General features: G+C 72.1%; 19 protein-coding genes. 7 read left to right on the forward strand and 12 right to left on the reverse strand.

The window, feature by feature from the left end; translation table 11 throughout:
* The first annotated feature begins 107 nt into the window (after window positions 1–107).
* Window positions 108–1,814, forward strand: a complete 1,707-nt coding sequence (locus tag BG418_RS30225) for an MFS transporter (protein ID WP_223185674.1) — start codon at window positions 108–110, stop codon at window positions 1,812–1,814.
* A 237-nt stretch (window positions 1,815–2,051) separates the two neighbouring features.
* Here BG418_RS30225 and BG418_RS30230 read toward each other — a convergent pair whose 3' ends face one another.
* Window positions 2,052–3,932 (reverse strand): amidohydrolase, encoded by a 1,881-nt coding sequence (locus BG418_RS30230; protein WP_188277153.1) that lies wholly within the window; start codon window positions 3,930–3,932, stop codon window positions 2,052–2,054.
* Between the two features lie 233 nt (window positions 3,933–4,165).
* Between BG418_RS30230 and BG418_RS30235 the strand changes: the two genes are divergently transcribed.
* Entirely contained in the window at window positions 4,166–5,161 is a 996-nt protein-coding gene (locus BG418_RS30235; protein WP_317453802.1) for a LacI family DNA-binding transcriptional regulator, read from the forward strand.
* Between the two features lie 13 nt (window positions 5,162–5,174).
* On the opposite strand, the gene BG418_RS30240 is transcribed toward BG418_RS30235, so the two are convergent.
* From BG418_RS30240 to BG418_RS30290, 11 genes are all read right to left on the reverse strand, one after another.
* Entirely contained in the window at window positions 5,175–6,761 is a 1,587-nt protein-coding gene (locus BG418_RS30240) for a carboxylesterase/lipase family protein (protein ID WP_188277154.1), read from the reverse strand.
* Window positions 6,762–6,792: 31 nt separating this feature from the next.
* Window positions 6,793–8,649 (reverse strand): asparagine synthase (glutamine-hydrolyzing), encoded by a 1,857-nt coding sequence (gene asnB, locus BG418_RS30245; RefSeq protein ID WP_188277155.1) that lies wholly within the window; start codon window positions 8,647–8,649, stop codon window positions 6,793–6,795.
* A 22-nt stretch (window positions 8,650–8,671) separates the two neighbouring features.
* On the reverse strand, window positions 8,672–9,589 hold the full coding sequence (locus tag BG418_RS30250) for a tyrosinase family protein (protein ID WP_188277156.1): 918 nt from the start codon (window positions 9,587–9,589) through the stop codon (window positions 8,672–8,674).
* Window positions 9,590–9,614: 25 nt separating this feature from the next.
* Window positions 9,615–9,998 carry a tyrosinase family oxidase copper chaperone gene (locus tag BG418_RS30255; protein ID WP_188277157.1) on the reverse strand — a complete coding sequence of 128 codons (384 nt, stop codon included), beginning with the start codon at window positions 9,996–9,998 and terminating at the stop codon, window positions 9,615–9,617.
* 97 nt (window positions 9,999–10,095) lie between these two features.
* The gene (gene griH, locus BG418_RS30260) at window positions 10,096–11,199 is read right to left on the reverse strand and encodes a 3-amino-4-hydroxybenzoic acid synthase (protein WP_188277158.1); all 1,104 of its coding nucleotides are present in this window, start codon (window positions 11,197–11,199) and stop codon (window positions 10,096–10,098) included.
* Between the two features lie 13 nt (window positions 11,200–11,212).
* The gene (locus BG418_RS30265; protein ID WP_399000843.1) at window positions 11,213–12,070 is read right to left on the reverse strand and encodes a 2-amino-3,7-dideoxy-D-threo-hept-6-ulosonate synthase; all 858 of its coding nucleotides are present in this window, start codon (window positions 12,068–12,070) and stop codon (window positions 11,213–11,215) included.
* Window positions 12,071–12,090: 20 nt separating this feature from the next.
* The gene (locus tag BG418_RS30270; protein WP_188277159.1) at window positions 12,091–13,380 is read right to left on the reverse strand and encodes an aspartate kinase; all 1,290 of its coding nucleotides are present in this window, start codon (window positions 13,378–13,380) and stop codon (window positions 12,091–12,093) included.
* 264 nt (window positions 13,381–13,644) lie between these two features.
* Window positions 13,645–14,613 carry an AfsR/SARP family transcriptional regulator gene (locus tag BG418_RS30275; protein WP_188277160.1) on the reverse strand — a complete coding sequence of 323 codons (969 nt, stop codon included), beginning with the start codon at window positions 14,611–14,613 and terminating at the stop codon, window positions 13,645–13,647.
* Between the two features lie 145 nt (window positions 14,614–14,758).
* Window positions 14,759–15,970 carry an MFS transporter gene (locus BG418_RS30280; protein WP_188277161.1) on the reverse strand — a complete coding sequence of 404 codons (1,212 nt, stop codon included), beginning with the start codon at window positions 15,968–15,970 and terminating at the stop codon, window positions 14,759–14,761.
* Window positions 15,971–16,014: 44 nt separating this feature from the next.
* Window positions 16,015–16,656, reverse strand: coding sequence for an NAD(P)-binding domain-containing protein (locus BG418_RS30285; protein ID WP_188277162.1), 642 nt, complete (start codon window positions 16,654–16,656; stop codon window positions 16,015–16,017).
* Window positions 16,653–18,071 carry an FAD-binding oxidoreductase gene (locus tag BG418_RS30290; RefSeq protein WP_317453803.1) on the reverse strand — a complete coding sequence of 473 codons (1,419 nt, stop codon included), beginning with the start codon at window positions 18,069–18,071 and terminating at the stop codon, window positions 16,653–16,655. The genes BG418_RS30285 and BG418_RS30290 overlap by 4 nt, the downstream gene beginning before the upstream one ends.
* Before the next feature lie 236 nt (window positions 18,072–18,307).
* Between BG418_RS30290 and BG418_RS30295 the strand changes: the two genes are divergently transcribed.
* From BG418_RS30295 to BG418_RS30315, 5 genes are all read left to right on the forward strand, one after another.
* Entirely contained in the window at window positions 18,308–19,453 is a 1,146-nt protein-coding gene (locus BG418_RS30295) for a helix-turn-helix transcriptional regulator (protein ID WP_317453804.1), read from the forward strand.
* Between the two features lie 184 nt (window positions 19,454–19,637).
* Window positions 19,638–20,816, forward strand: coding sequence for a GAF domain-containing protein (locus BG418_RS30300; RefSeq protein ID WP_188277164.1), 1,179 nt, complete (start codon window positions 19,638–19,640; stop codon window positions 20,814–20,816).
* A 129-nt stretch (window positions 20,817–20,945) separates the two neighbouring features.
* Window positions 20,946–21,149, forward strand: coding sequence for a hypothetical protein (locus tag BG418_RS30305; RefSeq protein WP_188277165.1), 204 nt, complete (start codon window positions 20,946–20,948; stop codon window positions 21,147–21,149).
* A gap of 2 nt (window positions 21,150–21,151) precedes the next feature.
* Window positions 21,152–21,685, forward strand: coding sequence for a DUF6879 family protein (locus tag BG418_RS30310; protein WP_188277166.1), 534 nt, complete (start codon window positions 21,152–21,154; stop codon window positions 21,683–21,685).
* Window positions 21,682–22,524, forward strand: coding sequence for a Scr1 family TA system antitoxin-like transcriptional regulator (locus tag BG418_RS30315; protein WP_188277167.1), 843 nt, complete (start codon window positions 21,682–21,684; stop codon window positions 22,522–22,524). The genes BG418_RS30310 and BG418_RS30315 overlap by 4 nt, the downstream gene beginning before the upstream one ends.
* Window positions 22,525–22,551: the final 27 nt, after the last annotated feature.

A 22,551-nucleotide genomic window follows, 5' to 3' on the forward strand; every position in this document is an offset into this window, starting at 1 on the left:
ACACGAACGAGGACCGGGACGTGAGCACCGACAGCGGCCTGGACACGCGCGTGGACGAGGACGCCCCCGAGGCGGACCGCAGGCTGCTGTGCCGGGTACGTGCGCTGATGCTGAAGCATCCCGTCTGGTCGATGACCGCGGTCGCGGCCGTCGGGCACGTCCTGTGGTTCCTCTTCTTCGCCAACAGCGGCGGCGACCTCGCGGCCCAGGACGCCTGGGCCGAGTTCGTCGGCCGCCACCCGGCGTCCGCGTACAACCTGGCCTGGTACGGCGGGATGCACCCCGTCTCGTACAGCGTGGTGTCGCCGTATCTGATGTCGGTGCTCGGCGTCCGGACGACGATGATGATCGCCGGGACCGTGTCCATGGCGCTGACCACACTGATCCTGGTGCGGGTGCGGGCGGTGAAGAATCCGCTGCCGTGTGCCTTCGCGGCGCTCTTCGCCTTCCTGTGCAACGCCACGTCGGGCCGGGTCACCTTCGGGCTCGGCACGATGTTCGCGCTCGGCGCGGTCGCGGCGGTCTTTTGCTGGCCGCACAAGTGGCGCACCGAGCGCTGGGCCAAGGGCGTGGTCGCCGCTCCCCTGGCGGGCCTCGCGACCGCCAGCAGCCCGGTCGCCGGGCTCTTCCTCGGTGTGGTCGCGGCCGCGCTGTTCCTGAACGGGCGCCGCCCGGGCGCGTACTCCCTCGGTGTGCCGCCGGTCATCGTCGTGGCGCTCTCCGCCTGGCTGTTCCCGTTCTCGGGCACCCAGCCGATGTCGCTGGCCAGCACCTCGCTGCCGTTCCTCTTCGCGGTGATCGTGCTGGTCATCGTGCCCAAGGAGTGGAAGACGGTCCGCACCGGCGCCGCCGTCTACGGCGTCGGCACGCTGCTGACCTGGCTGATCGACTCGCAGATCGGGTCCAATGTCACCCGGCTCGCGATGCTCTTCGCGGGCGTGCTGTTCCTGGCCGCCCTGCCGTACGTGGTGCCGCGCTCGCGCAAGTGGTACGTGCTGGTCATCGCCTTCGCCGGGATGAATTTCTGGATCGGCTTCAAGGCCGTCGACGACATCGTCCGCACCCTGCCCGCCGCGTCCTGGGCGCGCGAGCTCGCGCCGCTCGTCGACCAGCTCCAGGAGGTCGGCGCCGAGCGCGGCCGCGTCGAGGTCGTGCCCGCCTCCAGCCACCGCGAGGCCTCGGCGCTCTCCCCGTACGTCAACCTCGCCCGGGGCTGGAACCGCCAGGCCGACATGGAGCGCAACCCGCTCTTCTACGACGACACGCTGAACTCGGCGAGCTACCGGGGCTGGCTGGACCGCTGGGCGGTCCGCTACGTGGTGCTGCCCATGGGCCCGCCGGACGGCAAGGGCGACGAGATGGAGGCGAAGCTCCTCAAGGACGGCCAGCCGTACCTTAAGGAGCTGTGGCGCAACCCCAACTGGCGCCTGTTCGAGGTCACCGACCCGACCCCGCTCGCCGACCCGCCCGCCGTCGTGCAGCGCGCGGACGAGGGCGAGCTCACGGTCATCGTGAAGTCCCCCGGCCGGATCCTCATCCGCATCCCGTACTCGCCGTGGCTGAAACTGGTCGACGAGAAGGGCAAGGGCGTGGAGCCCCCGCAGGAGACGGCGGCGTCCAAGCGTCGCGCGCACGGCGTCCCCAAGACGTACGACAACCCCAACGGCTGTTTGTGGAAGGCGCCGGAGGATGCGGCGGGGGATGAGTGGACGGAACTCCTCGCCCCCAAGGCGGGCACGTACCGGTTGGCCGCCCCGTACAGCCTCCGCCGGGGCACGGCGTGCCCGGCGGAGCTGCGCCCGCCGCACCACTAGGGCGGTTTCGTCTGCGGGCCGGTGGGGGCTGATCGCGCAGTTCCCCGCGCCCCTATAGGCGGCCGCAACACGTCATGTGCCCCGCGCCCCTAGGAGGGCCCGAAGGGCCCACTAAGGGGCGCGGGGAACTGCGCGAGCAACCCAGCACGGTCAGCACCCGACCACTTCCCTCGGAAAGTTTCGGGAAGGGGCGGGGTGGGGAAAACGCCCGCCGCAGGCGGCAACCGGCCCGCAGGTTCACCCGCAGCCGCAAGCCCCATGACGCCCGCCGTGCACCCCGGCCAGGGCGGCGGGGCGGGCAGCGGCCGAGCGAGAGGCGGCCGGGGCCGAAGAGGCGCCCTCGTGGACCACCCGGCCCCCCACCAGCGTCAGACGAACCCCCACCCCCGACACCTCCCCGATCGGCACCCGCGTCACATCCCGGTCAAGCACCACCAGATCCGCCGCCATCCCCGGCAGCAGCCGCCCACTCAGCCGCTCCATGTGGAGCTGATACGCCGTCCCGGACGTGTGCATACGTAGCGACGACGCACGCGAGATCCCCTCCAGCTCCGGATACAGCGCACCCTCGCCCGCCTCCGACCCCTCCCGGTCCACCGCCGTACGGATCTGGTTCCAGGTCTGGAGCGGGTCGACGGGCCAGTCGGAGCCGCCGGACAGCAGCGCGCCGTGCCGCGACAGGCTGCGCGCGGGGTACAGCAGCCGGTGCCGCGCGGCACCGATGTACGGCAGCAGCGCCTCCATCGTCCAGATGTCCCGCATCGCCCACTGGAGCTGCATGCACGCGACCACCCCGAGCGGCGCGAACCGCCGGTAGTCGGCGGGGTCGACCAGCTGGAGGTGCGCGACGGTGTGGCGGTTGCCGCGCCGCCCGTTCGCCCGCACCGCCGCCTCGTACCCGTCGAGCGCGGTCCGTACCGCCCGGTCCCCGATCGCGTGCGCGTGCAGCTGCCAGTCGGCCCGGTCGAGGACGGTCGCGAGACGGCCGTAGTCGGCGGCGGAGACGTACAGGTCGCCCCGGTGGTCGGTCGGCTTCCCGTCCGCGTCCAGGTACGGCGACAGCAGCGCCGCCGTCTGGGACGGGTACTCGATCACCCCGTCCAGGAACACCTTGGCCGTGCCGAACCGCAGCCCGGGCACCTGCCCGTACCGCGTACGCAGGTCGTGCAGGTGGCGCAGCGCCCCCGCCGGGTCCTTGGCCAGGTCCGGGCCGATGAGGAGCGCGGGCACGATCCGCTGCGGCAGCCGTCCGGAGGCGGCGAGCGCGGCGTACGTGTCGAGCTGGTGGGTCTCCACCGACGCGTCCATGAACGTGGTGATGCCCGACGCCGCCGCCTGCGCCAGCACCTTGGCGCAGGCGTCGACGAGCTGGGCCTGCGTGGGCGGCGGGATGACTCTGGTCAGGAGGTCCTGTGCGGTGTCCTTGAGGAGTCCGCCCGGTGTGCCGTCCGGGTCGCGCACGATGTGGCCGCCGGACGGGTCGGGGGTCGCGGCGGTGATCCCGGCGAGGTCGAGGGCGCGCTGGTTGGCCCAGGCGTTGTGCCCGTCGTCGCCGATGAGGGCGATGGGGCGGCGGGTGGGGAGCGCGTCGAGCATCCGGTGGTGCGGAACGGTTCCGGCGGGAAGCAGGCCCACCGGGTTCCAGTCCTCGACGACCAGCCAGCCGTCCGGCTCGTGGGCGGTGTCGGCGGCCAGGAACTCCCGTATCCGGTCCTGGAGTTGGGGGACGGTCAAGCTCGTCCCGTCCAGCGAGGGGTGGAGGCTGCGCTCGCCCGCGCCCAGGGGATGGGCGTGGCCGTCGTGGATGCCGCTCATGACGGTTGCCCCGCGCGCGTCCACCACCTCGGTGTCCCGCCCGATGAAGCGCTTCAGCGCCGCGTCGGTGCCGGTCGCGAGCACCGTCCCGTCCCGCCCGACGGCGACGGCCTGCTGGACGGGCGCGTGCTCCTCGCCGGTGAGCACGCGCGCGTGGTGCACGACGAGCGCGGCCGAGCGCCGCTTCGAGGGCAGGGGAGAAGCGACGGCCGTGCCGGGCGCCACCAGAGGCACGGCCGCGGCCGCGCCCAGGGCGGTCGCGAGGACCCGGCGGCGGGAGGGCTGGGAACTGCTGCTGCGCATGGCTGCTCCTGGAGGTGAGTGGGCGGCGAGCGGGCGGGGGTGCTGTCCGCCCGGACCGCGGCGGGCGGGGCGGCGACCGCCCGGGACCTTGCGGCGACGGGGCGCTGCCCGCCCCGACCCCTGCGGCTGGGACCCGACCCTCCGCGATTAATCCCTTAACCACCAGCACACCGACACAGCCGATTCCCTCCGTGAACTCCCCTTCCACCAACCGATTCCGTACGCTGACCCCCGTGCCCCGAGTGACCCTCGCCGAAGTGGCCCGCGCGGCCGAGGTGTCCGTCGCGACCGTCTCCAACGCCCTCAACGGCACCGGCCGCATGGCCGAGTCGACGCGCGCGCGGGTGCGCGCGACCGCCGCCGCGCTCGGGTACGGCGAGCCCCCGCCCCGTACGCTCGGCCTCGCCGTCACCACGTACGGGACGCTCTCCTGGGACTTCGCGGGCATCCCGTTCTACGCCCGCGCGATCAGCGCCGCGACCGCTGCCGCCCACCGGCGCGGGTACGCCCTGATCGCGCTGCCCGCCGGGCCCGCCGAGGCGCTGTGGCGGACCGTGCCGGTGGCCGGGGTGGTGCTCCTGGACAGCCCGGCCGACGACCCCGTCGTCCGCGTGCTGCGCGAGCGGGGGCTGCCGCTGGTCTTCGACGGCCGCCCGGACCGGCTCGGCGCGCGCGAGGCATGGGTGGACAACGACCACCGGGCCACCACGTACGAGGTCCTGGACCATCTCGCCTCGCGCGGCGCGCGCCGGATCGCGCTGGTCGCGGGCCCCGGCGAGGAGCACTACACGCGCAGCTGCCTCGCGGCGTACGAGGAGTGGTGCGCGGCGCACGGCAACCCGCCCCGGGTGGTGCCGCTGGACTTCGCCGACAGGGAGGGCCGCACCCTGGACGCGCTGCTGGGCGCGAGTGACTCCCCGGACGCGGTGTACGGGCTCTACGACCCGTGCGGGCACCGGGTGTTGGCCTCGGCGGCGCGCTGCGGTCTCAAGGTGCCGCGCGACCTGCTCGTGGTGTGCGCGAGCGAGGATCCGGCGTACGGGGCGACCGCCCCGCCCGTCTCCACCGTGTCGCTCGCCCCGCATCGCACGGCGCGGGCGGCGGTGTCGGCCCTGGTGGACCTGGTCGAGGGCGCGTCCGGCCAGGTGGCGCAGATGATTCCGGCGCGGCTCATGCCGAGGGAGTCGTCGCTGCGGGGGGCGACGACTCCCTCGGGTGCCGCCGGGTAGGCGGCGCCACCTCTCAGACGACGCGCGGCGCCCAGCCGCTGTCGTCCCAGAAGCGGAGCTGGCGGGACTTGGTGGGGTGCGCGACGCGGGGCCCGTCCGGCTCGCCGAGGATCAGCGTGCTCGGCCGGTCCGGCGAGAACACCGGCCACCCGGGGTCCCCGGTGCGGGCGAAGGACGCCACCGCGTCCATGAACGCGTTGCCGACCCCGCGCTCACCGGGTCCGGCCCCGCACTCGGGGGCGTTGTCGGCGATCCCGTACGTCCCGAACAGGAACGGCGAGGTGTGTTCGTGCGGGGTGCCGAACCAGGGCGCGCGGGCCGGGTGCGCGAACTCCATCAGATACCCGGGCGCCGCCCCCGTACGGGCGTGCCGCTCGGCGAAACGGATGTTGAGGTACCGGAAGAGGCCGTCACCCCATACGTCGGTCCACAACGACACGGGATCCAGCGGCAGCCCGTCGGCGACCGCAGCCGCCCGGTAAGCGTCCAGGCAGCCGTCCACCAGCGAGTCCGGCACGTCCGCAGCGCCCTTGAGCAGCACCCCGCGCACGGCCTCGCGCAAGGAGGCGTCGTCGGTCGGGGCCGGGGTGGGGATCGGCGAGCCGGGGCCGGTGTAGAAGGAGCCTTCCGTACGGGTGTGAATGGAGAGCACTGGCAGCGCGGGCGTGGGGAGTTGGTGGTCGAAGCCTTGCATCCAGCGCCCGTCGACCACCGGACCCCGGTACTCGCGCCCGCTGCCCAGCGCGCGCCCGGCCGGGCCGCCCGCGAAGAGCGCGCTCCAGGCGGCGCGCAGCGCGTCGGCGGGGACCGTGCGCAATCCCCTGACCGAGGTGCCGAGTTGGGACGCCAGCACCTCGTACGCCCGACGCGCATCCGGGACCGTCAGCGAGGTGGCGGGCTCCCAGACATGGCAGGCGCTGATCGGCAGGATCCGCCGGACGATGCTGCGCACATCCGCGCGCAGCGCCAGCTGCCAGGCCGAGGCGCCGCCCGCCGAGGTGCCGCTGAGGGTGATGTTGTGCGGGTCGCCGCCGAACGCCTCGGCGTTCTCCCGTACCCAGCGCAGCAGGGCCGCCTGGTCCTGGAGGGCCCAGTTGGCGCAGTCGCCGGTGGCGTCGTCGGTCAGCTCCTCGTGGTAGCCGAAACCGAACGCTCCCAGGCGGTAGTTGAAGGTGACGACGACGAGGTCGCCGCGGGCTGCGAGCCTGCTGCCGTCGTACGTGGGCAGGCTGCCCGCGCCGACCTGCCAGCCGCCGCCGTGGATGTAGACGAGGACCGGACGGCGGCCGTGGGTGTCGGGGGTCCAGACGTTGGCGTAGAGCGCGTCCTCGCGGCTGTCCGGGTCGAGGACCTGGGTGAACGCGGGCGCGAACCGGGTGGCGTCGCGCACCTGCCGCCAGGGCAGCGGCGGCCTGGGCGAGGCGAATCTGAGCGGCCCCACCGGGGGGCGCGCGTACGGCACCCCCCGGAAGGCCACCGTCTCGCCGGTCCGCGCCCCCGCCACCGGCCCGGCGGAGGTGTGCGCCACCACCGGGCTCGGCGCGGTCGCGGCGGCTGTCCGTGTTCCGACGAGGGCCGCGCCCGCCGTGGCGGCGAGCACGGTTCTCCGCCGTATCGCGGGGTTCGCCACCTCAGCCGCCCTCGGGCACGAACCGGATGCCGTAGTCGCGGATCCAGGTGTCCAGGTCGACCATGCGCTCCATCACGGCGCGCCCGCTGTAGGGGCCGCCGATCGAGTACGAGCCCTCGGGCTTCTCCAGCAGGCGGCGCAGCCCGGCCGGGTCGACGAGGTCCAGGACGGGGGAGTCGCCCGCCGCCAGGTCCGCGATCCGCCCGCGCAGGGCGCGCTCGTACTCGATGTCCTGGGTGGACGGGTACGGGCTCTTCTTGCGCTGCACGATCGAGGCGGGCAGCACGTCCTGCGTGGCCGCGCGCAGCAGGCTCTTCTCGCGGCCGTCGAACGTCTTCATCGCCCACGGGGTGTTGAAGACGTACTCGACCAGGCGGTGGTCGCAGAACGGCACCCGGACCTCCAGGCCCACCGCCATGCTGATCCGGTCCTTGCGGTCGAGCAGGAAGTTGACGAACCGGGTCAGGTGCAGATGGCTGATCTCCCGCATCCGCGCCTCCTGCGGGCTCTCGCCCGGCAGGGCCGGGACGTCGGCCAGGGCCTCCTTGTAGCGCTGGTCGATGTAGGCGCCGAGGTCGAGCCGGTCCCACAGGCCCGTGGTGCGCAGCGCGTCCTGTCCGCCGGCCCGGCGGTAGGGCAGATGCCAGGGGAAGGTGGCCGCCGAGACGGCCTCCGGGTCGTGGAAGTGGCTGTAGCCGCCGAAGAGTTCATCGGCGGACTCCCCGGACAGGGCGACCGTCGAGCGGGCCCGCACGGCCTGGAAGAGGAGGTAGAGCGAGTACTCCATGTCGCCGGTGACGGTCGGCAGGTCGAGTGCGCGCAGCACGTTATCGCGCACCTTGGGGCTGAGCAGTTCGGCGTTGTCGAGGACGATGTCCTCGTGGTCGGTGCCGATGTGCGCGACGGCCTCCCGTACGAAGGGCGCGTCCGGCGCCTCCCACACCGCGTTGGCCTCGAACCGCTCGGCGTGGCCGGTGAAGTCGACGGAGAAGGTGCGGATCCGCTTGCCCTCGGGGGCGAGCGCCCGGGCGGCGAGCGCGGTGACCGCGCTGGAGTCCAGCCCGCCGGACAGCAGCGAGCACAGCGGTACGTCGGAGACCAGCTGGCGGCGCACGATGTCGTCGAGCAGCTCGCGCACATGCCCGACGGTGGTGTCGAGGTCGTCGGTGTGCGGGCGCGACTCCAGCTGCCAGTACCGGATCTTCCGCACCCCGCGCCGCGAGATGCGCACCATGGTGCCGGGCCGCACCTCGTACATGCCCCGGAACACGGCGTGTTCAGGAGTCATCGTCAGCCCGAACACCTCGCGCAGGCCCTCGGCGTCGACGACCGCCTCGGCGAGCGGATGCGCGAGGATCGCCTTCGGCTCCGAGCCGAAGAGCACGCCGTCGTCGGTCGGGTAGTACAGGAGCGGTTTGACGCCCATCCGGTCGCGTACCAGCAGCAGTTCCTCGGTGCGGGTGTCCCAGATGGCGAACGCGAACATGCCGTTCAGGCGCTCCGCGAAGGACTCGCCCCACTCCAGATAGGCCCGCAGCACCACCTCGGTGTCGCTGGCGGTACGGAAGCGGTGGCCCCGGGAGGTCAACTCCTGCCGCAATTCAGGGAAGTTGTAGACCTCGCCGCTGTACGTGATGACCGCCTGCGGGGTGCCGCTCTCCCCGGAGGTCATCGGCTGGCGGCCGCCCTCGATGTCGATGACGGCCAGCCGGCGGTGGCCGAGGGCCGCGTGCCGGTCGGTCCACACCCCGCCCGCGTCGGGCCCGCGGCAGACCATGGTGGCGGTCATGGCCCGGGCGCTGTCCTGGTGCTCGCTCACGTCGTGGGAGTAGCCGACCCACCCTGCGATGCCGCACATGTCTGGGACCCCTCTCTCGCCGTCAGGCGTACGTGTAGAAACGGCGGTGGTCGATGACCTCGGCGACCGTCTTGGTGTGCCAGGGGTAGAGCGGTGTGCTCGGGTCGGCGACCTCGGGAGTCGGCTCCTGCGGCAGGTAGTGCGGCACGTCCGGGTGCAGCGCCTGCCAGTCGCCCCAGATCTTGTCGATGAAGCAGTGGTGCAGGAAGAACACCGGGTCGTTGGGCGAGGAGATGTACATCATGTGGCCGCCCACCCACTGGTGCCCGGCGCCGTGCAGCTTCCCGGCCGGGGGCTCCCAGGCGAAGTTGGTGTAGCCCTCAAGGTGGTTTCTGAAGCTGTTGTACGGGGGTGTGCTGCCGGAGGTGTAGTTCCACGGCGGGCAGTCGTAGACCGGCAGGTCCATGGTCTGCTTCAGCTGCTCGGGCGAGGGCAGCGTGGGCAGCTTCTGCCCGATGCGGCGGATCAGGAACTTGCGGTCGTCCACGGTGTAGTGGCCGTTCAGCGCCGGGCTCTCGGGGCCCTCGGGCTGCACGTTGACCTTCAGCTCCCACCCGTTGGGGTAGGCGAACGGCCCGGTCATCACCATGCCGTCCTCGGCACGCCCGTCGCCGCCCATGAAGTCGTCCTGCCACAGCGGCGAGTCCTTGGACTGGTCCATGGTCCAGTCCCAGTACGGCAGGGTCACCGTCGGGTCGACCCGGCGCAGCTCCTTCTCGTACTCCATCAGGTACTGGCGGTGCCACGGGAAGAAGCCGGGGTTGATGTGGCCGACCCGCTTGCCGGTGTCCTTGTCCAGGTAGTCCTGCGAGTTCACGTCGACGTGCAGCTTGACGAACCTGTCGTAGATCCCGCGCCGCTTGATCTCCAGGACGGCCTTGATGAACCGCCGCCGCTCGCTGCGCGACAGGTCCAGGTGGTTCCTGCGGACGTGCGTCATGGCCTTGTTCCTCAATCTCGCGGGATCACATGGAGTGGTGGGAGGCGGCGTCGCCGAGCGGTACGAGGTTGGCGCCGTGCAACTCGTCCACGGCGGCTCGCGCGGCGTGCAGCGGCGTCTTCGCCACCTCGTAGTGGCACAGAGCGCTCAGATAGGCGCCCTCACCGAGCTTCATCAGAGACAGCGGCCTGCCGTCTATGGACACGGCGTGGTCGTTGCCCATCCGGGTGACCCGGATGGTGCGGCCCTTGTAGGTCTCGGTGTGGTCGTCCCCGTGGGCGACGGGAGCGGCGGCGACGGCATCACCGGACCCCGTCCCGTACACGGCGATCCCGGCGGCTCCCGAGAGCCCGGTGACTACGGTGGCGGCGACGGCGCCGCGCTTGATGACATCGCGACGGTTGAGCATAGGGCGACCTTTCGGTGGGGGACGGCCCCGCGCCCCTAAAGGGGCGCGGGGAACTGCGCGACCAGCCCAGGCCGGCCCGCAGCCGAAGAACGAGCTGTTACTTCTCCAGGCAGAACTCGTCGATCGGGTAACCGACATGCCGGTCCTCGCTCGGCAGGAAGCCGAGAACGGTGTCACCCGGCTTCAGCTCGGTGCTGTTGAGCACCACACCGCCCGGGCCCAGGACCCGTACATGCCAGTCGTCCTGAAGGATCAGATTCACCCGCTGCCCGTTGGGCGCAACCGCGTCGATGGAGATCAGCGGCCGGGACTCGATCTTGACCCGCCCGACGGTGACGAGCCGCGTCTGACCCTTGATGTCGACGGCGAGGACCTTGCTGCCCGCCTTCAGCTCACTGAGGTAGTTGGTCCGCTCGTCCTTGGACAGCGTGTACGAGTGGATCGCCCCCGCGTTGACCCGGAACGGCCGCGTCGGCATGTACGGCAGCGGATGCGTCTCGCTGACGCACAGGATCATGCCCTTGGAGTGCGAGCCGACCAGGATGCCCTCGTCCTCGCGGAAGTACGTGCAGGTGTCGACGCAGGCGCGCTCGCCCATGCCGATGTGCTCGGTCTTCTCGACGGTGAGCTCGACCAGGTCCAGGTCGGGCACGTCGGCGGTCGCGGCGGCCTTCAGCTTGGCCGCGTCACCCACGGCCGCGGGCGCCATCATCACGCCGTCCGAGCCGTGCTCCAGGACGCCGAAGATGATCTCGGCCTCCTCCACGTCCTTGGCCACCGTGATCATGCTGCCCTTGGCGCGGGCGGCGGCCGCGATCACGATCTCCAGCGGGATCTTGGTGGGGTCGCGGAAGAGCAGCACGCTCCACTTCTCGGTGCGCGCCGACTCGCAGGCGTCCTCAAGAGTGGGCGCGTCGATGATCTCCACGAAGCGTCCGAACTCGATGTCCGGGTACTTCAGGGCGAGTTCGGCCGGGGTGACGCCGTGCACGGCCGGGTCCACGATGACCACCGAGGCGTCGCCGAACTCGGCGGGCAGCTCCTTGCGCGGCAGCAGCACCTTGGTCAGGGTCGGCGGCAGGTCGGCGAAGTCGGCGGGGTCCTCGGCGACGATGCCTTCGAGGCGGTAGTGCAGGGCCTCCTGGAGGATGGCCTCCTTGGCGTCGCCGAGCGAACGGGCGTCGAGCCAGCTGATCTTCATGGGAGAACTCCTCTTAAGAGACGGTGGTCAACGGGGCGGTGCGGTCATCGGCGGGCGCGTTGGGCGCCGGTACGTGGCCGTCGGGCACCTCGCGGCGCGCGGCGGGGTGGATGAGGCGGGACACCTTGGCGGCCATGGCCCCGGGGTCCGGCGCGAGGAAGACGTTGCGGCCCATCGCGACCCCGGACGCGCCGCCGCGCAGCGCCTCGTCCACGTAGGCGAGTACGCGCTTCTCGTCGGGCTCGCGGGGGCCGCCGACCACGACGAGCGGGACGGGCGAGGCACTGGTGATGTCCCGCATCTCGCCGATGGTCTCGGCGCAGACGGTCTTGACGATGTCGGCACCCAGATCGGCGGCGAGCGAGGCCGCGTGCGCGATCAGCGCCGGGTCACGGGGGTTGGTGATCTTCGGGCCGCGCGGATACATCATGGCCAGCAGCGGAACGTTCCAGCGGTCGCAGGCGTCGCCCACCGCCGCCAGGTCCGCGATCTGCTGCCGCTCCTGGGCGGAGCCCAGGTTGACGTGCACGCTGACCGCGTCCGCGCCGAGCCGCAGGCACTCCTCGACGCTGGCGACCAGGTACTTCTCGTCCGGGTCGGGGGCGTGCACGGTGCTGGCACTGAGGTGCACGATCAGCGACGTACGGGCGAACCGCGCCGAGTCGATGTAGCGCAGGCTGCCCTTGTGCAGCACCACCGCGTCCACGCCGTTCACGGCGAGCTGGCCCACCAGATGGTCGAGCCGGTTGCCGCCGGTCACCGGGCCGTCGGTGATCGAGTGGTCGAGCGGCACGATCAGCAGCCGCTCGCCGCCGTGGCGGTGCAGCCGCCGCAGCCGCAGCTTCCGGGCGAAGGAATGGGTCAACATCATCGAAACCTCCCCTGTGGGGGTCAGGCCGGTACGGGTGTGGTGCACCCGGGTGCGGCGTCGAGCTGGGCGAGACCGAATTCGTCGTGCAGTACCTGTGCCGCGCGTACGGCGTCGTCGTCCGGGACGGTCACCGAGATCCGCATCTGCGACGCGGAGACCGAACTGGGCGCGATCGCGGCCGACTTGAGGCAGGTGAGCAGCCGGGCGGTGCTGTCGGGGCGGCTCAGCAGTCCCGTACCGACGAGGGACAGCTTGGTGATGTTCGCGTCGCATTCGAGCGGGCGGCCCGGGGGTCCGGAGCGACGGGTGAGGAAATCGCGGAGCGGCTTCACGTCGTCGGTGTGCACGGTGATGCCGATGCTGACCCCGGTGCTCTCGTCGGAGAGCGCCGCCATGTCGACGGGTAAGGACTCCTCGGCGAGGAACGCGAAGACATCGGCCGCCGCGTCCACGTCCCCCGCGTCGAAGCGCAGGTTCACCCGGGCCACGTCGGAATCGAGCACCACTCCGGTGACGGTCGTGCGTGATTCGAGCATGTCGCTTTTCGTCTCCTCCCTGGCAGCGATCACGGTTCCGGGTCCGGTCCGTACGGAGTGCCGGACATGGATGTCCACACCCCGGAGCGCTGCTAGTTCCACGGCACGTGCGTGCATGACTTGCGCGCCGGCGAACGACATCTCGGCCATGACGCCGACGTCGATGACCGGCAGGATCGAAGCGGAGGGCAGGATGCGGGGGTCGGCGGTGAAGACGCCGTCGACGTCGGTGTAGATCTCGCAGTGGGCGGCGCCGAGTTCGGCCGCCACGGCCACCGCCGTGGTGTCCGATCCGCCGCGTCCCAGCGTGATGACATCGCGTCGGTCGGTCAGCCCCTGGAACCCGGCGACCACGGCCACCGCTCCCTGGGCCAGTACCTCGTTGATCGCCTCGGTGTCGACGGCGACGATCACCCCGCGGCCGTGCGCGCCGGTCGCGAGGATGCCGGTCTGCGCGCCGACCAGGGAGACGGCCGGGACGCCGATGTGGTGCAGGGCCATGGCGAGTACGGCCGCCGACGCGCTCTCTCCGGTCGCGAGGAGCTGGTCGGTCTCGCGGTCGCCCGCGTCCGCCCCCACCGAGTGGGCGAGGCGGAGCAGTTGGTCGGTGGTGTCGCCCCGGGCCGAGACGACGACGGCCACCGGCTGTCCGCTGCCGTATACGGCCGCCACGCGCTCGGCCACGGCACGGACCTGCCCCAGCGAGGCGAGCGAGCTGCCGCCGTACTTGTGCACCACCGGCGGGACGCCGCCCGCGCCGTTCGGGAGAACCATGAAGCAGTCCTTTCCTGCGGATTCGGCGAGGCCGTTGCCTGGTTCCCCGTGCCGTCCTGTGCCGGCCCCACCGCCGCAGACGCTCCCGTGGACCGGTATCGGCCAGGTTTCACGCGGATATCGCGATGCGCATGGCGCGATAACGCACACGAAACGTGCCGCGAACGCATGCGAAATGCCCCGCGCCTTGAGGCACGGGGCATTCTTCGGAGGGTGCGGTGACCAGGCCTGGGGCAGCGGATATCAGGCCCGGGACCGCGGTTGTCAGGCCTGCGACAGCCTCAGCGCCGCCTGGAGCCGGAGGTTGGACTGCTGGAGGCTCTTCAGGCGGGTGCGGATCGCCCCGGACTGCTCGCTGCGCGCGCTCTTGAGCGTACGCAGCGAAGGCTGGCGGACCAGCGAGAGCGAGGCGACCGAGGACGGGCGGACCGGGGCCGGCGCCGCCGGCCGGCGGGGGCCGTCCAGGGACGGATCCTCCACCAGAATGGCCTGCTCCAGGGCGCGCAGAGATTCCCCCGGGTCGATGCCCAGCTCCACCGAGAGCAGCGTGCGGGTCTCCCGGAACTGCCGCAGCGCGTCCGCCTGCCGCCCGGAGCGGTACAGCGCCAGCATCAGCTGGGCGCACATCTGCTCGCGATACGGGTTCTCGGCGACCTGCCGGTACAGCTCCCCGACCACCTTGCGATGGCGGCCCATCTGCAACTCCAGGTCGACGCACTCCTCCAGGACGGAGAGCTGCTCCTCCCGCAGCATCGTCGCGGCCTGCCGCAGCACCCGGCTCTCAAGCCCTGCCGCGACCGGCCCCTTCCACTGGGCGAGCGCCGAGCGGAACAGGTCCACCGCCTGCTCGGGATGCCCGTCCCGGGCGGCCCTGCGGCCAAGGCCCGCAAGGTGCTCGAAGCGGGCCAGGTCGAGGGCGGTGTGCGGCAGCCGGATGCGGTATCCGGCGGGATGGGTCTCGATGATGTCCCCGATGCCGCCGCCCACGAACTGACGGCGGATGGCGGAGACGCAGATCCTCACCTGCCCCTTGGCGGAGGCGGGCGGGGTGTCCTCCCAGATGGCCTCCAGGAGCCGTTCGATCGGTACCACGCGGTCCGCTTCGAGTAACAGCGTGGCCAGCAGGGCCTGTTGGCGGAAGCCGCCGAGGCGGACCTTGTGGCCCGCGCACTCGACTTCGAGCGGCCCCAGTATTCGGAAGGTGAACGGTTCTTGGTCGCGCGCTGACTGCATTGGGCTGAGCCCCTCCCCACGTCGGCGGTGCACCATCACTTGTCGTCCCCCCAAAAGAAGCCGGTCCGTCGTGGCGGCCGACCTCCGGGTGCGGCGGTCCGGCCCGGCCAATGCGGTAGCCGGGCGGAGCGCGTACAGCAGGATTTCAGATCGTCGTTGGAGCCTGGGTGGAGGCACCCGGTTGCGGTGCTGCCGGGGCCGGTGCTTCGGCGGGGGCGGGCTTGTTGATACGCAGGGAGAGCGCGAGCATGCCCATGGCGAGCACGCCGACGGTCAGCGCCGCGTAGCCCACGCCGTGCGCGCCGCCGAGCGAGAACCCGGAGGCACCCGCCACGCCGCCGAGGCTGATGCCGATGTAGATCGTGCTCTGGTGCAGCCCGAGGACCATCGGCGCGGACTGCGGGGCCGCGGCCACCGTGCGCAGCTGCTGCGGCACGTTGATCATCCAGTGGCACACGCCCCACGCGGCGGCCAGCACGAAGGCCGCGGCCATGTTCCGGGCGAGCAGCGGGGTGAGGGTGGCGGCCACCACGAGCAGCGGCGCCCCGAAGCGGATCGTGCGTACCGCGCCGATACGGTCGGTCAGGCGCCCGGTGAGGAGGTTGCCCGAGACCGCGCCGATGCCGAAGCAGAGCAGGATCAGCGAGGTGCGGCCCGCGTCGCCGTCGGTCGCCTGGTCCATCACCTGGTCCACGTAGTTGTAGACCGTCCAGCTGGTGCTCAGGCACAGCAGGGTGGCGAGCAGCGTGACCAGCACCTTCGGCTGGCCGAGCGGCGCGAGCCGGGCGCGCAGGGTCGTCGCGGCCTGCCCCGGCAGATCGGGGATGGTCGACGCGATGCCGACGGCGGCGACCACGGTCAGACCCACCACCAGCCAGAGCGTGGCGCGCCACCCGGCTTGGTCGCCCAGCCAGGCGCCCAGCGGGAGCCCGAGCACGATGGCCGCGGTGAGCCCGCCGACCACCAGCGCGGTGGCCCGCCCGCTGCGCTCCGGCGGGGTCATCGCCCGTGCGGTGGCAAGGGAGTTGGCGGTGTACATGGAGGCGCCCGCTCCGGCCACCACACGGCCGAGCATCGCCCACGTATAGCCCTCGGCGACCGCGGTGAGCGCGTTGCCGATGGCGAAGACGGTGAGCGCGCCCAGCAGCAGCTGGCGGGGCGGGCGGTGGCCGGTCGCGGCGGCCAGCATCGGCCCGCCGATCGCGTACGCGAGCGCGAACGCGGTGATCAGCCAGCCGGCGGTGGTCCGGGCCACGCCGAAGTCGTCGGCCATCGGGTCGAGGATGGGCGCGATGACGAAGGTGTCGACGCCCATCGCGAAGTTTCCTACCGCGAGGACGAGTAATCGCAGACGCACAGTGGCTCCTTGGGTGGGTACGGGGAGGGGAGTACGGGTGGGTGTCACCCGTCGGGCAGGAGCTTGAGTCCGGCGTTGCGGCCGAGGCCCAGCCGGTCGATGAGTTCGATGCACAGCAGCGCCATCTGCTCCAGGACGCGCGCGTTGTGCAGGTCACCGGCGTCGAGGCCGCGCAGCCCCGCCCGGTCGATCAGCTCGATCACGGGGATCTTGGCCTCGTAGTCGTCGCCCGCCACGAACACGTCGAGGTGGGCGCCGTCGAGCCGGCCGGAGAACAGGGTGGCCGCGCACGAGGTGTTGAACGCCTTGACCACGGACGCCTGCGGCGCGGCCTCGGCGATCAGCTCCGTCATGCTGGTGGTGGTCGCCCGGTCCGGCAGCGCCCCGGCCGCCTCCACCGGGTTGGTGGTGTCGATGAGGATCTTCCCGGCGAGCGCGGAGCGGTGCTCCCCGACGAAGCCGAGCACGTCGTCGGCGCCCACCGCGAGGGTGATGAGCTCGGCGCGCAGGGCGCTCGCGACGTCCCGGGCGACGACCGTGCCCGGGGCGCCCGCGCCCGCGTCGGCCGCCGCCCGCACCGCGCGGTCCCCGCAGCGGTCGGCGAGCTGCACGGTCTCCCCGGCCCGGGCGAAGAGATGGGCGGTGGCCCGGCCCATCGGGCCCGCGCCGATCACGCTGATGTTCACGCCGGGACCTCGCTGCGCCGTGCCTGGGGGGCGATGTTGTGGTTGACCCGGAACAGGTTGGCCGGGTCGTAGCGCTCCTTGAGCGCGGCGAGCCGGTCGTACGTATCGGGGGTGAAGGCGCTGCGCACGTGGTCGGCCCCCGCCGAGGCGTCCAGGAAGTTCAGGTACCGGCCCCCGGTGGCCCAGGGCGCCATCGCGTCGACGAGGAGGTCGTCGGGGCCCGCCCCCATGTCCCGGGGGCCGCCGGGGGCGACGGTGAAAAGGCAGTACTCGGCGTCCCGGTTGCCCACCGCGTTGTCGTGCCGCACCGGGCTCGCGAGCGCGCCGCCGAGATGCCGCAGCTCGACCAGGCCGAGCGTGCACCCGGAGTCGGGACCCGCGTGCGCGAGCAGCCGGTCGGCCGCCGCGCGGTCCAACGGGCCGAGCATCGCGGTGCGTTCGTGATACGCGTACGGAACGGTCGGGTCGCCGTGCACGGAGGCGATCTCGGTGTACGGCATCTCCCGTACGGTGTCGAGCAGCCGGGGCCCCGCCTCCCGCAGCGTCCACACCAGCTGCTCGCCGTCCCGGGCCGATCCCGTGAACGCGATCCGCACCTGGGTGACGAGGCGCCCGCGCAGCTCATCGGGCAGCGCCGGGTCGTCCGGGAAGCGGACCAGGGCGATCGAGGAGGTCATCTCGCGCGGCACCCGGGCGGTCCATTCCAGCCAGGTCCGCAGCACCTCCGGGGCCAGCGCGCCGTCGAAGCTGAGGCACCCCCCGTACAGTCTGCGCACCGGCATCAGGCCGATCTCCAGCGAGGTGACCACACCGAAGTTGCCCTTGCCGCCGCACAGCCCCCAGAACAGCTCGGGCTCGCGCTCCTCGTCGACCACGCGTATCTCGCCGTCGGCGGTCACCACGTCGATGCTGCGGATGTGGTCGGCCGCGTAACCGAAGGTGCGGGCCATCACGGCCAGGCCGCCGCCGAGCGAGTACGAGACGGCGCCGACCAGCGGGGACGAGCCGTTGAGCGGCGCCAGGCCGAACGCGGCGCCCTCGTGGATCACCTGCTCCCAGCGCACCCCGGCCTCGATGCGCGCGCTGCCCCGCTCGGGCGCGACCCGCAGTCCGGTCATCCGCCGGGTGGAGATCAGCACGGCGCCGTCGGCGGCCATGGCCGCGCCGTGGCCGGTCGCCTGCACCGCCACCGGCAGCCGCCGGGCGGCCGCGAACCGCACCGCCGCCGCCACGTCCGCCGCCCCGGTCGCCCCGACGACCAGCGCGGGCCGGTGCTCCAGGAGCGTGTTGAAGCCCGCGCTCTCCTCGGCGTGGCCCGGCTGCCCGGGCAGCAGTACGGGCCCGCGCACGGCGGCGGCGAGCGCGGCCGCCTCGTCGGCGCCTATGGGCGGGGTGTGCTGGAGGGCGGATCGCACGGCAGAAGCCTCCTGTGTCGGCAGGGGAGCCCGGGCCGCCGACGGCGACCCGTACACAGATCGTCGACGTTGGGGCACCCTCGCCTCCATCCCGAGATGTGGGTGTCCTCACCTCGGCATCCCCCTCAAGTGAGGGGGTGTGCGCAGGGGTTGGAGTGGGAGACCATGGAGGGACGACTCGCACGCAACGAGACGCGTAGGTGCCGAGTCGCACCCGACGAGGAGTGACCGGTCCCGTGACTGCGCCCAGGAACGCGAACGCGAGCACCAACGCGAGCACCGCCCGAGCCATCGACACGCTCCTCGCGGACATCCGCACGGCCCCGGACGCCCTCGCGCTCTTCGCCACGGCCTCCGACCACCTGCGCCGGCTGCTGCCGTACGACGCGGCGGTGTGGCGGGCCACCGACCCGGTGACCGGCATGATGACCTCGCCGATCCGGGTGGAGAACCTGACGTCCGAGGGCTGCTCGGTGTACTGGGAGTCCGAGCTGCTCACCGAGAACATCAACCTGTTCCGCGATCTGGCCCGCGCGAGCGTGCCGGTGGCCGGGCTGCGCGAGGCGACCGGCGGGCTGCCCGGCCGCAGCACGCTCTACCGCGACTTCCTGGCGCCGCGCGGCCTCGACGACGAGCTGCGCGCGGTGCTGCGGGTGGGCGGCCACCCCTGGGGCCAGGTCAGCCTGTTCCGGGCGCAGGGAGCGCCGGCGTTCGGCGCCGACGACACCTTCGTCGTACGGGAGTTGTCGACCGCGATGGCCAAGCGGCTGCGGTCGTTCACCGAGCCGTCCGCCGAGCCGACCCCGAGCCGCGGCCCCGGCCCGGGCCTGCTGCTCTTCGACGCGGGCGGCCAGCTCCTCTCCGTGAACGACGAGGCGCGCGAGCTCCTGGACGACCTCGTCCCCGGCCCCACGACCCCGACCGCGCTCGGCGTCCGCGTACCGGCCTGGATGCACAGCACGGCGAGCAAGGCGCGGGCGATCGCGGCCGGTTGGGACAAGGGCAGCGCCCGGGTGCGGGTGCGCAGCAAGGGCGGCCGCTGGCTGGTCTGCCACGCCTCGTGTCTGCGCGGCGCGGACGGCGAGCTCGGCGTGTCGGCGGTGGTGATCGAGCGCGCGTCGATCTCGGAGGTCGCCCCGCTGATGGTGAAGGCGTACGAACTGACCGACCGCGAACTGGAGATCACCCAGTACATCGCGCGGGGCCTGGGCACGGCGGAGATGGCCGGGAAGCTGTTCCTCTCCCCGCACACGGTCCGCGACCATGTGAAGGCGATCTTCGAGAAGGTGCGGGTGTCGAGCCGGGGCGAGCTGGTGGCCAAGCTGTTCACGGAGCACTACGCGCCGCTGGCGGAGGAGTCGGAGGAGCGGGTGTGGGGGTGAGGGCGCGGCGGTCCGCCGGGCGTCCGGGGCGGTTGCCCGGCGGCTGAGGAACGGCTTGAAGTCGCCGTACACACCTCCCACGCATCTCTTCCACACAATCCACACATGTGTTTGACTCGGAAGGCCCGGAAGGCTCGGAAGGGCTCGGAAGGCTGGTGGCGGACGCGCCCGGGGGGAGGCTGTCGTGGCGAAGAGGACGTCCGCTGCGGCGGCACGGTGGGGAGCGGGCGACTCCGGAGCGCTGGAGATCCTCGAACTGCTCGCCGCGCAGGCGCCGTTGCAGGAGATCGACGAGGTGCTGCTGCGCGTCCATGACCGGGGCGCGTCGGCCGACGAACTGGCGCGTATCCATCGGGCGGGCCGGCTGGGCCGTACCGTCCACGGCCTGCTGAGCGGCCGCCGACGGCGTGAACTGGACCTGGCCGCCCTCATCGAGACCTCACGCGACCTGATGGGCGCGTGCGATGTGGACGGCCTGCTGAGGGTGGTGGCGCAGCGGGCCCGCCAACTCCTGGACGTGGACGTGGCGGTGGTGACGCTGCTGACGTCGAAGGACGGCGACTCGGTGGTGAGGGCCTCGGCGGGCGTGACCAACTCCTTCCACACGGGCATCCAGATGACCGGCGGCAGGGGTATCGGCGCGGTGGTCCGGGCGACCGGCGCGCCGTTCTGGACCTCCGACTACCTCACCGAGCCCGACATCGACCACGACCCCGCGCTGGACGCGATGGCGGCGCGCGAGGGCGTGCGCTCGGTCCTGGCCCTGCCGCTCCACCACGAGGGCGGCAGCGTGGGAGTGCTCTACCTGGGCCAGCGGGAGGTGCGCCCCTTCGAGCCGGCGGAGGTGGCCCTGATGGGCTCGCTGACGGACCTGGCGGCAGTGGCCATAGACAAGGCCCAATGGGTGGAGCTCTACAACGCCGAGGTGGCGAAGCTGGAGGAGCACAGCGCGCTGGCGATGGAGACGATCGAGACGGAACGCCGCCTGGAGGCGCTGCGCGACCACATCCTGGGCCTCGCCCTGTCCGCCCGGGGCCTTGCGGCGCTGGCGGACGAGGTCGGCATCCTGCTGGACGGCGAGGCGATGGTGCGGGACCACGTGGGCACGGTGGTGGCGGGCCGCTCGACGGCCTTCCCCACGGTGCCCCGCCCGGCCCCGTCCCCCCGCCCCCCGGTCCTCCTGGACGGCGGAGTCTGGCAGGCCTCGATCTGGGCAGGCACGACGTGGCTGGGCCACCTCCTCTTCCGCCCCCGCACCCCCCTGCCCCCCGAGGGCGAACGAATCCTGGCGTACACGGCGCAGGCGTCGGCCCTTGGGTTGCGGATGCGGGCGGGGGAGGCGCGGGTTATTGCGCCGTATTGAGGTGGGGCCCTCGTCGTTGTGCGCAACGGAGTCGTCACGGACTGGATCCGCAATCCGCCGCAATCCCGCCCCGCTCTGCGCCCATCCGTCGCATCCTGGTCCCCCGACCGGCAGCAGATGGAGGGCACCATGACACTCCGGTTCATCGGCACGACCAGTGACGACGGTGACTGTCCCACCTTGTACGAGATCGTCGAGACGGGCGACATCCTCGTCCAGGGCGAGCTGGAGACCGATCCCGAACACCTGGCGCAGCTCCGGGATGTGAAGCCGACCGAGGGGTTCGTCCGCGTACCTCGCGAGCTTCTTCTGCGCTTCGCCCCCAAGGAGTGACGGTGCACCTCACACCGTTCTCCGAGGCGGCTCACCTCTTCGAGGACTTCGAGCACACCGCGTGGCGGTTGGAGACCCGCCGGGGCTACGCCTCCGACCGCCACAGCCCCAACTGGCAGCGGTGGCTGCGGGGCGAGGACGTCGGCCAGGACGCACAGCGCCCCTGGCTGCGGAACATCGCGGCCCAGACGTCCGCCGGTAAGCGGATCGAACGCGTACGCCTGGTCGACGATCCGCCGACCGAAGGACAGCGGTTCCTCCTGGCCCGAGCCCCGGCCAACGTCGCAGCGGGTGAGGACATCCGCAACCTCTACCGTGCCGACGCCGAACGGCTCGGCCTGCCGGACTTCGACTTCTGGCTGTTCGACAGCCGCATCCTGATGCGGTTCGCCTTCGACGACCACGACACCACCCTCGGGGTGCACCTCAGCGAAGAACCGTTCGACGTCGTCGCGGCCTGCCGGGCCCGCGATGCCGCCTGGCACTACGCGGTCCGTGCCGCCGAGTTCGCACGGACGGTACGTTCCGCCGTGTGAGCAACGACTTCCAATCCGCCCGCATCGCCCTCGGTGCCCGGCTGCGTGAGCTGCGCACCGAGGCCGGGTTCGACGGGAAGGGCATCGCGGGGGTGCTCGGGTGGCAGCGCTCCAAGGTCAGTCGTCTGGAGAACGGGAAGCAGACCCCTTCGAAGAGCGATCTCACGCAGTGGGCGCAGGCGGTCGGTCGGCCCGATCTCTCGAATGAACTGACGGGGCGCCTGGCGGGGTTGGAGACGCACTACCGTTCCTGGCGCCGCCAGTTGGCCGGCGGGCACCGGGCCCGCCAGGAACTCGGGATCGCCGAGAGCGCGGCGACGCAGACGATCCGCGGCCTCGAAGTCGCGCGGATCCCGGGGCTGTTCCAGACTGCCGAGTACGCTCGGCACACCTTCCGGGCGAACGCCGAATTCCGGCAGCTCTCCCGGGACATCGAGGACGCGGTCCGCGCCCGGATCCGGCGCCAGGACGTCCTGTACGAGCCGGGGCGGCGCTTCCGCTTCCTCGTCTGGGAAGGCGCCCTCCACGTCGTCACCTGCCCCCGCAGCGTCATGGCCGCCCAACTGGACCGCCTGACGGGGCTCATGGGCCTGGACACCATCGAGCTCGGCGTCATTCCGTTCGGCGCACAGCTGCGGCGCGCGCCCTCACATGGATTCTGGATCTACGATCAACGGCTCGTCATCGTCGAGACGATCAACACGGAGATGTGGCTCGACGACGAGGACAACATCGCCTTGTACGGGCGGGCATGGGACTGGCTGTCCGAGGCCGCCGTGTACGGGGCGCAGGCGCGACGTCTGATCGGCCGGGCGAGGGTGTCCATGGAGGCTTCATAGGAATCCGCCTCAACCGGCGAGGCGGCA

It is taken from the genome of Streptomyces sp. CBMA152, assembly GCF_014596475.1.
Lineage (GTDB): Bacteria > Actinomycetota > Actinomycetes > Streptomycetales > Streptomycetaceae > Streptomyces.